The organism is Kitasatospora sp. NPDC054768 (genome assembly GCF_053612025.1).
The window spans coordinates 17,981-30,785 of record NZ_JBSHBN010000061.1 but is presented as its reverse complement, the minus strand read 5'-3'; the positions used below and the strand labels follow the sequence as shown (position 1 = coordinate 30,785).

12 protein-coding genes are annotated in these 12,805 nt (G+C 74.8%); 7 read left to right on the top strand and 5 right to left on the bottom strand.

Annotated elements, in window-relative coordinates; genetic code table 11:
• Positions 1 to 52: 52 nt before the first annotated feature.
• Complete coding sequence (locus tag ACWGKU_RS19820) at positions 53 to 913, bottom strand: NAD-dependent epimerase/dehydratase family protein (protein ID WP_452178590.1); 861 nt, start codon at positions 911 to 913, stop codon at positions 53 to 55.
• A gap of 235 nt (positions 914 to 1,148) precedes the next feature.
• On the opposite strand from ACWGKU_RS19820, the gene ACWGKU_RS19815 reads away from it, so the two are divergent.
• The 3 genes from ACWGKU_RS19815 (at position 1,149) to ypfJ (ending at position 3,777) form a co-directional block, all read left to right on the top strand.
• The gene (locus ACWGKU_RS19815; protein ID WP_401053939.1) at positions 1,149 to 1,793 is read left to right on the top strand and encodes a class I SAM-dependent methyltransferase; all 645 of its coding nucleotides are present in this window, start codon (positions 1,149 to 1,151) and stop codon (positions 1,791 to 1,793) included.
• A gap of 70 nt (positions 1,794 to 1,863) precedes the next feature.
• Positions 1,864 to 2,700: a helix-turn-helix transcriptional regulator gene (locus ACWGKU_RS19810; RefSeq protein ID WP_452178606.1), complete on the top strand. Its 837-nt coding sequence runs from the start codon at positions 1,864 to 1,866 to the stop codon at positions 2,698 to 2,700.
• A 171-nt stretch (positions 2,701 to 2,871) separates the two neighbouring features.
• On the top strand, positions 2,872 to 3,777 hold the full coding sequence (ypfJ, locus tag ACWGKU_RS19805; protein WP_401053746.1) for a KPN_02809 family neutral zinc metallopeptidase: 906 nt from the start codon (positions 2,872 to 2,874) through the stop codon (positions 3,775 to 3,777).
• A 24-nt stretch (positions 3,778 to 3,801) separates the two neighbouring features.
• Here ypfJ and ACWGKU_RS19800 read toward each other — a convergent pair whose 3' ends face one another.
• Complete coding sequence (locus ACWGKU_RS19800) at positions 3,802 to 4,722, bottom strand: LysR family transcriptional regulator (RefSeq protein WP_401053747.1); 921 nt, start codon at positions 4,720 to 4,722, stop codon at positions 3,802 to 3,804.
• Between the two features lie 140 nt (positions 4,723 to 4,862).
• Here ACWGKU_RS19800 and ACWGKU_RS19795 point away from each other — a divergent pair, with 140 nt between their 5' ends.
• From ACWGKU_RS19795 to ACWGKU_RS19785, 3 genes are all read left to right on the top strand, one after another.
• Complete coding sequence (locus ACWGKU_RS19795) at positions 4,863 to 5,336, top strand: hypothetical protein (protein WP_452178591.1); 474 nt, start codon at positions 4,863 to 4,865, stop codon at positions 5,334 to 5,336.
• Entirely contained in the window at positions 5,329 to 6,966 is a 1,638-nt protein-coding gene (locus ACWGKU_RS19790) for a multicopper oxidase family protein (protein ID WP_452178592.1), read from the top strand. Before ACWGKU_RS19795 ends, ACWGKU_RS19790 begins: the two co-directional genes overlap by 8 nt.
• Positions 6,967 to 7,284: 318 nt before the next feature.
• Positions 7,285 to 8,922, top strand: coding sequence for an alkaline phosphatase D family protein (locus ACWGKU_RS19785; protein WP_401045395.1), 1,638 nt, complete (start codon positions 7,285 to 7,287; stop codon positions 8,920 to 8,922).
• 62 nt (positions 8,923 to 8,984) lie between these two features.
• Here ACWGKU_RS19785 and ACWGKU_RS19780 read toward each other — a convergent pair whose 3' ends face one another.
• Together ACWGKU_RS19780 and ACWGKU_RS19775 are read right to left on the bottom strand one after the other, a co-directional pair.
• On the bottom strand, positions 8,985 to 10,145 hold the full coding sequence (locus ACWGKU_RS19780; RefSeq protein ID WP_452178593.1) for an ATP-binding protein: 1,161 nt from the start codon (positions 10,143 to 10,145) through the stop codon (positions 8,985 to 8,987).
• A 322-nt stretch (positions 10,146 to 10,467) separates the two neighbouring features.
• Positions 10,468 to 11,220 (bottom strand): Lsr2 family DNA-binding protein, encoded by a 753-nt coding sequence (locus ACWGKU_RS19775; RefSeq protein WP_452178594.1) that lies wholly within the window; start codon positions 11,218 to 11,220, stop codon positions 10,468 to 10,470.
• Between the two features lie 171 nt (positions 11,221 to 11,391).
• On the opposite strand from ACWGKU_RS19775, the gene ACWGKU_RS19770 reads away from it, so the two are divergent.
• Positions 11,392 to 12,204 carry an LppU/SCO3897 family protein gene (locus tag ACWGKU_RS19770; protein ID WP_452178595.1) on the top strand — a complete coding sequence of 271 codons (813 nt, stop codon included), beginning with the start codon at positions 11,392 to 11,394 and terminating at the stop codon, positions 12,202 to 12,204.
• Between the two features lie 170 nt (positions 12,205 to 12,374).
• On the opposite strand, the gene ACWGKU_RS19765 is transcribed toward ACWGKU_RS19770, so the two are convergent.
• On the bottom strand, positions 12,375 to 12,626 hold the full coding sequence (locus tag ACWGKU_RS19765; protein ID WP_401045404.1) for a hypothetical protein: 252 nt from the start codon (positions 12,624 to 12,626) through the stop codon (positions 12,375 to 12,377).
• Between the last annotated feature and the right edge of the window lie 179 nt (positions 12,627 to 12,805).

The window sequence follows — 12,805 nt, the reverse complement described above, 5'->3', positions numbered from 1 at the left end:
CTGTGCGGCGTCGCCCGGCCCTCCCCGTACCGGGAGGGCCGGGCGGCGTCCGCTACAGCGCCCCGGCGTCGGCCGCCGCCCACGCCGACGGGTACAGCGGACGCCAGCCCAGCTCCCGGCGCGCCGCCGCCGTGGACACCTGTCCCTCCCACGGGTCGAACGGGTCGAACGGCTCGTCCGGTGAACTGCCGGGGTGCGTCCGACCGTTGAGCGCGTACAGGTCCCAGGCCGTCAGCGGCGCGTCGTCGCCGACGTTGTACGTGCGCCCCTCGACGCCGGGCGTCACCACCGCGCGCCACAGCGCCCGCGCCACGTCCGCGTGGTGCACCACCGCCAGGCGCTGGTGCGCGGGCCAGTTCGCCGCCCAGTGCAGCGACTGCGCCAGGTGCGGATCGCCCTGCCCGTACACGAACGCCAACCGGGCCACCACCAGCGGCAGTTCGGCCCCCAGCGCGCGCAGCCCCGCCTCGGCCTGCGCCTTTGAGGCCGCGTACACCCCCCATGCCGGATCCGGTGCGAGCCGGTCGCCCTCCACGGCGGGGCGCCCCAGCCCCCGCCCGTACACCAGGTTCGTACTGGTGTGGACGAACCGCCGCACCCCGGCCTTCGCCGCCTCCCGCCCCAGGGCGACGGCCGCGTCCCGGTTGACCGCCCACGCCGCCTCGTCCGGCACCCCGCGCAGCGCCGCCGCCACGTTCAGCACCACCTCGGCGCCCTCCAGCGCCCGCGCCCGGTCCGCCTCCTCGCAGAGGTCGCCGACCACCACCTCCACCCCGTCCAGGGCCCGCGCCTTCGCGGCGTCCCGCACCAGCACCCGCACCGAGGACCCGTCCGCCTCCGCCCACCGCACCAGCCGCGGCACCAGCCTGCTGCCCACCGAACCCGTCGCGCCCGTCACCAGGATCGTCGCCATCGTCCGCCTCCTCCAGGAGAGTTGATCACCTTCGACACCCACCACCCTGCCCGCGCCCCGAGCGGTGCGGCAGAGACCTCCCGATCCAGGGACCGCCGATCCCTGGCTGGGGGCCCTGGCGCTCGCACGGCCCCGGGCGCCCCCGGCCCGCGCGCCACCGGCCCCGGGCGCAGGGCCGGCCGGGGCCGGGGGAAAAGCGGTCGCGCTCCCGGCGGGCGCGCCGTAGCGTGCGCGCGTGGACGACGAGAATCCGAAGGAAGTGGTCCGGCGCGGGTACGACGTGCTGTCGGAGCACTACGAGCGGGCATTCGGCAGCGGGACGAAGTACGGACCGTGGATCGAGGAGTTGCTCGGCCGGCTCCCCGGGGCCGCAACCGTCCTGGACCTCGGGTGCGGCACCGGGGTTCCCGTGGCCCGGTCCCTGGTCGCGGCGGGTCACCGGGTGACGGGGGTCGACATCAGCGAGGTCCAGATCCGCAGGGCCCGGCAGCTCGTGCCGGGCGCCGACTTCATCCGCGCCGATGCCACGACCGTGGAGCTTCCCCGGGGCCGCTTCGACGCCGTCGTCTGCCTGTACGCCCTGATCCATGTGCCGGTGGAGGAACAGCCGGCCCTGCTGGAGCGGATCGCCCACTGGTTGCGGCCGGGAGGCTGGTTCCTGAGCACCACCGGGCACCGGGCCTGGACCGGGACCGACGAGAACTGGCTCGGCGGCGGGGCCGCGATGTGGTGGAGCCACGCCGACGCCGCCACCAACCGCGGGTGGCTCGTGAGCGCCGGCTTCGACGTGGTCCACGAGGAGTTCGTGCCCGAGGGCGACAGCGGCCACGTCCTGTTCCGGGCCCGGCGCCGCGGACACCCACCGCACGCCGACGGGTGACGGCGTCCGTGAGCGGGGGACCGCCGGTCCCTGGTGGCGGCGGGCTCCGGCGGGCCATGCTGGGGGCATGATCGACCGCGCGGCACTGGCCGACTTCCTCACCCGTACCCGGGCCCGGCTCGCCCCCGCCGACCTGGGGCTGCCGCCCGGGGTCCGGCGGCGCACACCGGGGCTGCGCCGGGAGGAGGTGGCGCAGGTGGCGGGGCTGTCGGTGGACTACTACGCGCGCCTGGAGCAGCGGCGCGGCCCGCAGCCCTCGCCGCAGCTGCTCGCGGCGCTGGCGCGGGCGCTGCGGCTGAGCGAGGACGAGCGCGACCACCTGTTCCGCCTCGCCGGGCACGAGCCGCCGCGTCGGCACGGGCCGCTCGGGCACGTGCGGCCGGGGCTGCTGCTGATCCTGGACCGGCTGCACGACACGCCCGCCCAGGTCGTCTCCGACCTCGGCGACGTCCTCGCGCAGAACCCGATGGCCACCGCCGTCTTCGGCGACGTCACCGTCCTGGCGCCCGAGCGGCGCAACCTGCTGCTGCGCTGGTTCACCGAACCGGGCGTCCGGGCGCTGTTCCCGCCCGAGGACCACGAGGACCTCGCCCGCGCCCACGTCGCCTCCCTGCGCGCCGCCCGCACCGCCCGCCCCGGGGACCGGCGCGCCGCCGAACTGCTGGAGCAACTCCTCGCCAGTGGTGAGGAGTTCACCTCCTGCTGGGAGCGCCACGAGGTCGCCCGGAGGCGCAGCGGCCGCAAGCGGGTGCTGCACCCGGTGGTGGGGCCGCTGGAGCTGGAGTGCGAGGTGCTGGCCGCCGGCGGCGAAGACCAGCTGCTGCTGGTGCACACCGCCGCGCCGGGCGGCGAGTCGGCCTCCCGTCTGGAGCTGCTGCGCGTCGTCGGCGCTCCGGCGCCCGCCTGACCGCGCCCGCCTGACCGCGCCCGGGCCGCCGGGGCGGGGCCGCCGGGGTGGGGCCGCCGGGACCCGCTGCGGCGCGATCCGGGGCGGGGCCCGTAGGCTGGGCCGGGCCGTCGACGGTACAGACCGTCACCAGTAGGGCGGAACACGACAGAAACGGGCAGGCAGGGGCACATGCAGTTCGACGACCAGGGCGACCTCGACACCTCGCAGGTGGACGACCGGCGCGGCATCCCGGGCGGGAAGATCGCCATCGGGGGCGGGGCCGTGGGCCTGATCGCGGTGCTGTTCGCCGTCGTCCTCGGGGTCGACCCGCAGCTGCTGGGCCTGTCCTCCGGCTCCGGCTCCTCCTCCAACTCCTCCGGCGTGCGCACCGCCGGCGAGGCGCAGCAGGCCTGCAAGACCGGGGCGGACGCCAACAAGCGCCAGGACTGCCGGATCGTGGCGGTCACCAACAGCCTCCAGGAGTTCTGGCGCACCGAGCTGCCGCGCGCCGCCAAGGTCCCGTACAAGAACGCCGAGACGGTGCTGTTCACCGGCCAGGTCTCCACCGCCTGCGGGGCGGCGACCTCGGCGGTGGGCCCGTTCTACTGCCCCGGCGACAAGAAGGCCTACGTCGACCTGGGCTTCTTCAACGAGCTGTCCGCCCGCTTCGGCGCCAAGGGCGGCCCGTTCGCCGAGTCCTACGTCGTCGCCCACGAGTACGGCCACCACATCCAGAACCTCACCGGCGCCATGCAGAAGGTCGGCAACGACCGCCAGGGTGCCACCAGCGGCTCGGTGCGCCTGGAGCTGCAGGCCGACTGCTACGCCGGGGTGTGGGCGCACCACGCGACGACCACCCCGCAGCCCTCCACCGGCCGTCCGCTGATCGCCTCGCTCACCGACCAGGACATCGCCCAGGGCCTGGACGCGGCGGCGGCGGTCGGCGACGACCGGATCCAGCAGCAGGCCACTGGGCGGATCAACCCGGAGGCCTGGACGCACGGTTCCGCCGAGCAGCGCAAGGCCTGGTTCACCACCGGCTACCGCAGCGGCGACCCCGCCCAGTGCGACACCTTCTCGGCCGCGAAGCTGTAGCGGCGCCGAACCGGGGGCCGGCTGTCAGAAGCCGCCGTCCGCCTGCCGCCCGCCGCCCGCTGTCCGACCGCCGCCCGCCCAGTCCCAGCCCGCGATCGCCTCGCGCAGCAGCCGGGCGCCGGCGGGCAGGCGGGCCCGCGCGTCCCAGAACAGGGTCAGGGAGCGCCGGCAGTCGGGGCTGTCGACGCCGACCCACACCAGCGGCAGGCGGGTGGCGGTGCGCCGGGCGACGGCGGGCACCAGGCCGATGCCCAGGCCCGCGCTGATCAGTTCGGCGATGGCGCCGGCCTCGTCGCTCTCGCAGACGATCCGCGGCACCAGCCCGCGGGCGGCGAACAGCCGGTCCAGCAGGCGGCGTTGCCAGTGGCCGGGGCGGGCGGCGATGAACGGGCGTTCGGCGAGCTCCTCGACGCCCACCGAGGTGCGGCCGGCCAGCGGGTCGCCCACCGGGACGGCCAGCCCCACCTCCTCGTCCAGCAGCGGCACCGACTCCAGGCCCTCGGCGGCGACGGGCTGGGAGAAGACGGCGAGGTCGACGTCCTGGGCCCGCAGCCGCCGCGCCGCCTCCTGCGCGGACAGCTGGTGCAGCTCGATCTCCACCCCCGGGTGGCCGCGCTTGAACGCCGCCAGCGGTCCGCTGAAGGCCAGGAACGTCTCCGAGGCCAGGCGCACCGTGCCCAGCCCCTGTCCGGCGGCCTCCGCCACCGCCCGTCGGCCCGCCTCCAGTTCACCGAGCGAACGCTCCGCGTAGCCGCGGAACAGGTGCCCGGCCGCGTTCAGCCGCAGCCGCCCGCCCCGCTCGAACAGCGGGGTGCCCAGCTCGGCCTCCAGCCGGGCGATGGAGCGGCTCAACGACGGCTGGGCGACGCGCAGTTCCTCGGCGGCCCGGCTCAGGTGCTCCAGCCGCGCCACCGCCAGGAACTGCGCGAGCGTGTTCAGGTCCACCGACGCCCCCCATGCCCGAGGCGTCATAACGCCATAGCAATATTGATCTTAGACAGGATAACCGGACGGTCATAGCGTCATGGGCGGGGCCGCGCACCGGCACACAGCGCGGCCCGGCAACGGTTCGAGGAAGGACGCCCATGGCCATCGCCGCCGACAGGACCCCACCGGAGCCGAAGGCCCGGTCCGCCGCGGGGGAGCGGACCGGGCCCGCCGGACGGACCCTGCGCGCCCTGGCCGCCGCCCACACCGCCGCCGTCTTCGGCCAGCCCGTCTTCGCCGGCGTCTACCTCAGCGGCGACTACGACGCCCTCAGCTGGCACGCCGCCGGCGCCAACGTCGTCACCTCCCTCGGCTACCTCCAGCTGATCGCCGCCCTCGTGGTGTGGATCCGGCTGCGCCGCGGCTGGCCGGCGGCCGCCACCCTCGCCGTCGTCGCGGCCGAGACCGTCCAGTACTTCGCCGGACTCGACGGCGCCCTGTGGCTGCACCTGCCCCTGGGTGTGGCCACCATCGCCGCCACCGTCGTCCTCACCATCGCCCTGTGGCGCACCCCGCTGCCCGCGCGCCGCCCCGCCCGCCGTCCCGCCCGCCGGGAGGACGACCGTGACTGAACCCCGCCCCGGCCGCCCGCTCGACATGACCCGCCGTCAGATCCTCGGCATCGGCGGCGCGTTCGGCCTCCTCGCCACCGCCGGCCTCGCCACCGCCGCCACCCTCGCCCGCCGCCCCGCCACCACCGGCGCCCAGCTGCGCAGCGCCGCCGCCCTGCCACCCCCCTACCAGGTGCCGCTGCCGCTGCCCGCCGCCGCCAAGCCCCTGTCCACCGACGGCGGAGCCGACCGCTACGAGATCGTCCAGCGCGAGACCGACGCCGAGATCCTGCCCGGCCTCACCACCCGGCTGTGGACGTACGGCGGCACCTTCCCCGGCCCCACCATCGAGGCCCGCCGCGGCCGGCCCGTCACCGTCACCCACCGCAACGAACTGCCGGTGCCCACCGTCGTCCACCTCCACGGCGGGCACACCCCCGCCGACTCCGACGGCTACCCCACCGACCTCGTCCTGCCCGCCGGCTGGCCCGAGACCCCCCACGTCATGCCCGGCATGCAGGGCGCGGACGGCATGCCGGGCATGGGCGGCGCCATGACCGACCCCCGCGCCGTCACCAGCCGCCGCACACGCGACTACACCTTCCCCAACGACCAGCGCCCCACCCTGCTCTGGTACCACGACCACCGCATGGACTTCACCGCCCCCGCCCTCTGGCGCGGCCTCGCGGGCCTGCACATCGTGCGCGACGACGCCGAGGACGCCCTCGGCCTGCCCGCCGGCCCCCGCGAGATCCCCCTCATGATCACCGACCGCGCCTTCGCCGCCGACGGCGCCCTGACCTACCCCTCCCTCGACCCCACCCTGCGCGAGCGCCCCGGCGTCACCGAACCCCACCTCGCCGGCGTCCTCGGCGACGTCGTCCTCGTCAACGGCGCCCCCTGGCCCGTCCACGAGACCGACGCCGCCCGCCACCGCCTGCGCCTGCTCAACGCCTCCAACGCCCGCCACTACGAGATCGAGGCCCGCACCGAGGACGGCCGCCGCCTCGACCTCGTCCAGATCGGCGCCGACCAGGGCCTGCTCGCCACCCCCGTCACCCACCACTCCCTGCCCCTGGCCCCCGCCGAACGCCACGACCTCGTCGTCGACTTCGCCGCCGCCCCCGTCGGCTCCCTGGTCCGCCTCGTCAACCGCCTCGGCACCGGCCGTACCCGCGACATCATGGCCTTCCGCATCACCCGCCGCCCCGCCGCCGACGACAGCCGCATCCCACCCGTCCTGTCGACCGACCTGCCCGACTGGCACCGCCAGGACGCCGTGCGCACCCGCGACTTCGCCTTCCGCGCCGGCCGCATGAACGGCGGCCACGGCTGGCTGATCGGCGGCCGCCCCTTCGACCCCGCCCGCACCGACGTCACCGTCCCCCTCGGCGACACCGAGATCTGGCGCCTGATCGCCGACGTCCACCACCCCGTCCACCTCCACCTGGTGGGCTTCCGCATCCTCACCCGCGGCGGCAGGCCCCCGCTGCCCCACGACGCCGGCCTCAAGGACACCGTCTCGCTGCGCCCGGGGGAGTCCGCGGAGATCATCACCCGCTTCGACGGCTACCGCGGCCGCTACCTCTTCCACTGCCACAACGCCGAGCACGAGGACATGGGGATGATGGCCAACCTGGAAGTCGTCTGACGGGCCGTCCCGGGCCCGCTCGCCCGAAGGCGTCCGGCCCGCGCGCCTTGACCTGCCCATTGCGCGGGCCGCACCCACCGGGCGCACGGGCGGGTGCCGGGGCGCGCGGGGCGCGCGGCGGGGCCGGTCGGGGCCGGTCGGGACACGGCGGGCGCAACCAGAATGCGGCCTTCCGTCCGGTTCGGGGTGAAGTGCCGGACCTTCACCGCTCTCCCACCGGATGATCACTCTGCTGCCGTGATCCCGACCCCCGCCGTACGGGGCGGTCCACTCCAATTCCCTTCGCACACCCCCGAGCTGCGAAAGGCCACCACGCCGATGACCCGCCCCGCCGACCACCCCACGCCCGACCGGATGCTGCGCGAGGCCGCCGCCCGCCTGGACCGGCGCCGCTTCCTGACCGTCACCTCGGCCGCCGCCGCGCTCGCCTTCGGCGTCAACCTGCCCTCCGCGCACGCCGCCGACAACGAGATCGCCCCGCGCGCCATCGGCGACAACCCCTTCACCCTCGGCGTGGCCTCCGGCGACGCCACCCCCGAGGCCGTCGTGCTGTGGACCCGCCTGGCCCCGCGCCCCCTGGAGCCCGGCGCCGGCCTGCCGCCCACCGGCTCGGTCAAGGTCGCCTGGGAGATCGCCCGCGACGAGAAGTTCCGCCGCGTCGAGCGCCGCGGCACCGCCCGTGCCCACGCCGAGTTCAACTACGCCCTCCACGTCGACGTCGACGACCTCGACGCCGGACGCGAGTACTGGTACCGCTTCACCGTCGGCTCCTGGTCCAGCCCCGTCGGCCGCACCCGCACCGCCCCGCCGCGCGGCAGGAAGCTCGACAGCGCCCGCATCGCCCTCGTCTCCTGCCAGGCCTACGAGGACGGCTACTTCACCGCCTACCGCCACCTCGCGAACGAGGACCTGGACGCCGTCTTCCACGTCGGCGACTACATCTACGAATACGGCATCGACGCCGCCGGCGGCGACCGCAAGTACACCGACCGCACCCTCGCGGCCCACTTCAACCACGAGACCACCACCCTGGAGGACTACCGGCTGCGCTACTCCCTCTACAAGAACGACCCCGACCTCCAGGCCGCGCACGCCGCCCACCCCTGGTACGTCACCTGGGACGACCACGAGGTGGAGAACAACTACGCCGCCGGCATCCCGGAGAAGAACCAGGACCCGGCCCCCTTCGTCGCCCGCCGCGCCGCCGCCTACCGCGCCTACTGGGAGAACCAGCCGCTGCGCATGCCCCAGCCGCACGGCACCGAGCTGACCCTCTACCGGCGCGTCCACTTCGGCCAGCTCGCCCAGTTCGACATCCTCGACACCCGCCAGTATCGCGACGACCAGGCCAACGGCGACGGCTGGCAGTACCCCACCCCGGAGTCCGACGCCGCCGGGCGCACCCTGATGGGCGCCACCCAGGAACGCTGGTTCGCCGAGGGCCTGCGCCGCTCCAGGGCCACCTGGAACGTCGTGCCCCAGCAGGTCGTCTTCTCCCGCCGCAAGAACACCACCGCCGAGCGCTCCAAGCTCTCCATGGACGCCTGGGACGGCTACCCGGCCGCCCGCGAGCGCTTCCTGCAGGCCGTCGACCGCTCCGGCGTCAAGAACCTCGTGCTGCTCACCGGCGACGTCCACGTGGCCTACGCCCTGGACGTCAAGCGCAACGTCGACGACCCCGGCTCCCGCACCGTGGGCGTGGAGTTCGTCGGCACCTCGATCAGCAGCGACGGCGACGGCGAGGAGAAGCCCTCCAACTGGAACAACCTCATGTCGGCCAACCCGCACATGAAGTTCTACGACGGGCGCCGCGGCTACACCGTCCTCACCCTGGACCGCCACCGCGCCCGCGCCGACTACCGGGTGGTCTCCCACATCACCCGCCCCGGCGGCACCCTGTCCACCGCCGCCTCCTTCACCACCGAGGCCGGCAACCCGGGCATCCGCCCCGCCTGACACCCGCACCGCGCCGAACGCCCCGGCCCCGCCGCCGCGAGGGAGGCGGCGGGGCCGGGCGCTCAGGCGCCGTGGACGAGACGGCCGACGACGGCCGCGGCCTGCTCCGGGTGCTGCTCCAGCCAGGCGCCCAGGTGGTCCCGGACGGCCCGCGCGACGCAGACGCGCACGGTGTCGTCGCCGAGCACGTCCCAGGTGGAGCCGTGGAACTCGGGCCGGTCGAGCTTCACCGACACGACCGCCGTCAGGCCCGCGCAGACCTGCTCGGCGGTCGGGACGGGGTCCGGCGCGGCCGGCAGGAGCCGTTTGCGCGCGTACGCGCCGAGCGCGGCCGCCACCCCGTCACGCAAGCCCGCCTCGTGCGTGCCGCCGCGCGGCGTGGGCCGGCCGTTGGCGAAGCTCCGGATCCTCTCCTCGCCGCGGCCGCGCCACCGCCAGGCCGCTTCCACCGTCCCCGCCATCCGCGGGTCCTCGTCCTCGAAGCCGATGGTGTCCGTGAGAGCGGGAGCCGCGTCCCGGCCGTCGAGGAAGGCGACGAAGTCCCGCGCCCCGCCGGGGAAGCGGAACCGGAGCGACCGTGGCTCGCCCGGGTCGCGCCGGTCGGTCAGCGAGATGTCCAGGACCCGGTTCAGCAGCGCCAGTTCCCGGAAGCGGTCGGCCAGTTCGTCGAACGAGCACTGCGCCGCACCGAAGATCCCGGTGTCCGGCCAGAAGGTGATGACGGTCCCGCTGCCGGTCGCCGGGCCCGCCTCGGTGGGCGGGGCGACCGCGACACCGCGCTCGTACTCCTGCTCCCAGCGGACCCCCTCGCGCCGCACCTCGGCCGTCAGCCGGCTCGACAGGGCGTTGGTGACGGTGGGCCCGACGCCGCAGTGGCCGAGCATCACGTCGTGGCGGCCGCCGCCGAGCCCCGCTCCGGCGTGCATGCGGGTCAGCAGGGCCTCGAGGCCGGGCTCGCCGGCATCCCCCTCGTCGTGGACGGGAACGCCCGGGCCGTCGTCGGCGACGCACACGCCACCGTCGGACCCGAGCGTGATCTCGACGCGGCCGGCGCGGCCTGCCAGGACCTCCTTCACCGCCCGGTCGGCGACCTCGAACACCATCTGGTGCAGGCCGCGTTCACCGGTCGAGCCGATGTACATCCCGGGCCGCCTGCGAACGGCTTCCCGCGCCTCCAGCACCTGGATGCGGGCGGCGTCGTAACTGCTGGATTCCTGGCACACGGTGTCCCCTCCGAAGATGGTCCGGCAGAACTCCACAGCCTAGGTGAATTTCGGAAAAACACCAGGTCAGAGCCGGTCTGTTGACGGCGTGGGCGGGCGCGTGAGCGCCTGCCCGCAGGTGCCTGCCCCAGGGGTCCCGGATGGCCGCCGCAGTGCGGCCACGGCACCGCCGAGGCCGCGCACGAGGCCGTTTCGGGCACCACCGAGGGGCGCTGATTCACTCTCTTTTTTCGTGCGTCGCACGCCACCGGGCGCCACCGCACGCCGCAGCCGACGGCTGCACTGCCGCGCCCCGCGACACCGGGGGAGGCGGCGGGGCCGCTCACCTCCGGGACGCCTCGTAGGCCTCGCGGACGGTCGCGGGGACGCGTCCGCGATCGTTGACGAGGATGCCGTGGGCGCGGGCCCAGCGGCGGATCGGCTCTTCCTGGGGCCGGGGGTCGGGGTCACGGGTGGCGGCGGGCCTGCCGGGGCCGCCGCGGTTTCCCGCGGGGACCTTCTCCAGGAAGTCCGCGGCGCGGTGGAAGAACGCCGACAGCGAGGCGTATACGCCCCCCTCGGGACAGTACGCCTCCGCCCACGTTCCGACGGTTCCGGTGACCGTGTCCACGAACGTCCCGTACAGGCCGTCGCGCTCCGCGGCGACCGGTACCCAGGCGCGGTGCCAGAACGGGCAGTCGGGGTCCTCGGACGGTTCCGCCTCCTCCAGGCCCATCCGGCTGAGGTACACCCGCTGGATGTCCGTCAGGCCCAGCAGCATGTGGCCGCCGGGCAGGGGCACGGCGCAGTCCCGCGTCACCAGGCACGAGGGCATGTCGGGCGGCCCGCCGCCGTCGATGCCGTTCATCAGCAGCCACTGCCGCAGCTCCTGCGGCAGCGTCAGGCCCATGCGCCGTTCGGCCCGGTCGACGCCCTCCCGGCTCCCCGGGCCGCCGAGGGCGGCGAAGACCGCCGGGTCGTGCCGCTCCAGCCACCCCGTCACCCGGCCCCACGCCTGCCGTACGTCCTCGCCCGGCCCGTGCGCCGCCCCGTGCGCCGGAGTTCCGGCCGCGTGCGATTCCTGCTGGTCATCCATGGGGCGACCGTACGCGGGGCCACCGACAGGGGCCGGTCGGACGCCCGACCGGGGAGGTTTCGGCATCGATCGGCCGGTTTGTGATCACGGTTCGGCGACCTTCCGTCGGCCGGTGAATAAATCGGTCCTCCCGGCTCCCCGGCAGCGGTAGGTTTCCCGACGCACATATTCGTGATCGTCACGGGGGATTTCACCATTTCCACTCAGTCTGCCGAGCTGCCCGAGAGCGCTGCGCCCACCGAGCCCGCCTCCGACGCCCCGGCACCCGGTCCGGGCCTGCCCGGCTACGGCGAGGGGCAGCTCGGCTGCCAGCACTGCGGATCCGTCCCGGCCGTGGACGCGACCTTCCGCGGGCACCTGGGCCTCATCATCATCCTGAAGTACCTGAAGACCCGGGGGCCGTTCTGCCGCAGCTGCGGCATCGCCACCCACCGCGAGATGACCTCCGACAGCCTCTGGCAGGGCTGGTGGGGCATCCCCTCGGTGATCGTCAACCCGATCATCATGCTGATCAACATCCCGCAGCGCCTGAAGGTCGACAAGCTGGCGGAGCCGCTGCCCGGCGCGCCCCGCCCGCCGATGGACCCCGGCAAGCCGGTGTACCTGCGGCCCACGATCCTCGGCGTGCTCATCCCGGCGCTCCTGATCACGGTGATCTACCTCGTCGCGAAGCGCGACCCCGACTTCGCCAAGGCCGGCGACTGCATCCACAACAACAACCCGATCGCCGCCGCCCTGCCCGGCCTCGTCGACAAGAACCCCGACGTCGAAGTGGTGCCCTGCTCCGACCCCAAGGCCGAGGCCCGCGTCGTGGGCCGCGAGGAGGACACCAACGACGGCGAGGCCGCGTGCAGGAAGTTCCCCACCGCCGACGGCTACTTCACCTACAAGCGGAGCAGCACCAAGTACACCCTCTGCCTGCAGAGCCTGGAGACCCCGCAGCAGAAGAAGCCGACCACGATCTTCGGCCCCGTCAACCCGTGACCCCGTAGAGCGAGGCCGGGGCACTCGACCCCGCCCGGCGCGACTCCGGCCCTTCGGACGAACCGAAGGGCCGGAACCGTTTCCTGACGCGCCGCCGATGCCCCCCCGGGCCCCCATGGTGCCGCGCACTCACGACGGGGCCGCTGCGGGAGCAGCCCGCGAGGAGAGGGTCAGAGGACCCAGAAGTGCAGGTAGTACTTGTTGGTGCCGGAGTAGGAGCAGTAGGCGTCGCCGGCGTAGGAGTCCCTCATGGCGATGCACATCGACTCGGTGTAGGGGCCCTTCACCACCCAGTGCCCCGGAACCGCGGCCGAGACCGTGTCGGCCCGGGAGGGCGCGGGGGCCGCCTGGGCGGTGGCGGCACCGCCCACCAGCACGGTCGCCGCCAGGGCCAGGCCGGTGAGAAGCAGACGTGCGCGCATGGGCGTTCTCTTCTGTCGCTTCGTGGATGTGTGGGTGTGCCTCGGGCACGGATGAAAGAGTGGGCGCTGCGGGTCGGCGGTGCGGGAGAGGACGTGGCCCTCGATCACTACGCCCGGCCGGGTAGGGCATGCCGTGCGCCTGCCCGCCGTCCGGTGGGACAGCGGGCCCCTTGCGCGTG

Coding starts and splice junctions, on each gene's coding strand:
- ACWGKU_RS19765 (WP_401045404.1), bottom strand. CDS start 12,626: ATGCGCGCACGTCTGCTTCTCACCGGCCTGGCCCTGGCGGCGACCGTG.
- ACWGKU_RS19775 (WP_452178594.1), bottom strand. CDS start 11,220: ATGGATGACCAGCAGGAATCGCACGCGGCCGGAACTCCGGCGCACGGG.
- ACWGKU_RS19795 (WP_452178591.1), top strand. CDS start 4,863: ATGGCCATCGCCGCCGACAGGACCCCACCGGAGCCGAAGGCCCGGTCC.
- ypfJ (WP_401053746.1), top strand. CDS start 2,872: ATGCAGTTCGACGACCAGGGCGACCTCGACACCTCGCAGGTGGACGAC.
- ACWGKU_RS19785 (WP_401045395.1), top strand. CDS start 7,285: ATGACCCGCCCCGCCGACCACCCCACGCCCGACCGGATGCTGCGCGAG.
- ACWGKU_RS19820 (WP_452178590.1), bottom strand. CDS start 913: ATGGCGACGATCCTGGTGACGGGCGCGACGGGTTCGGTGGGCAGCAGG.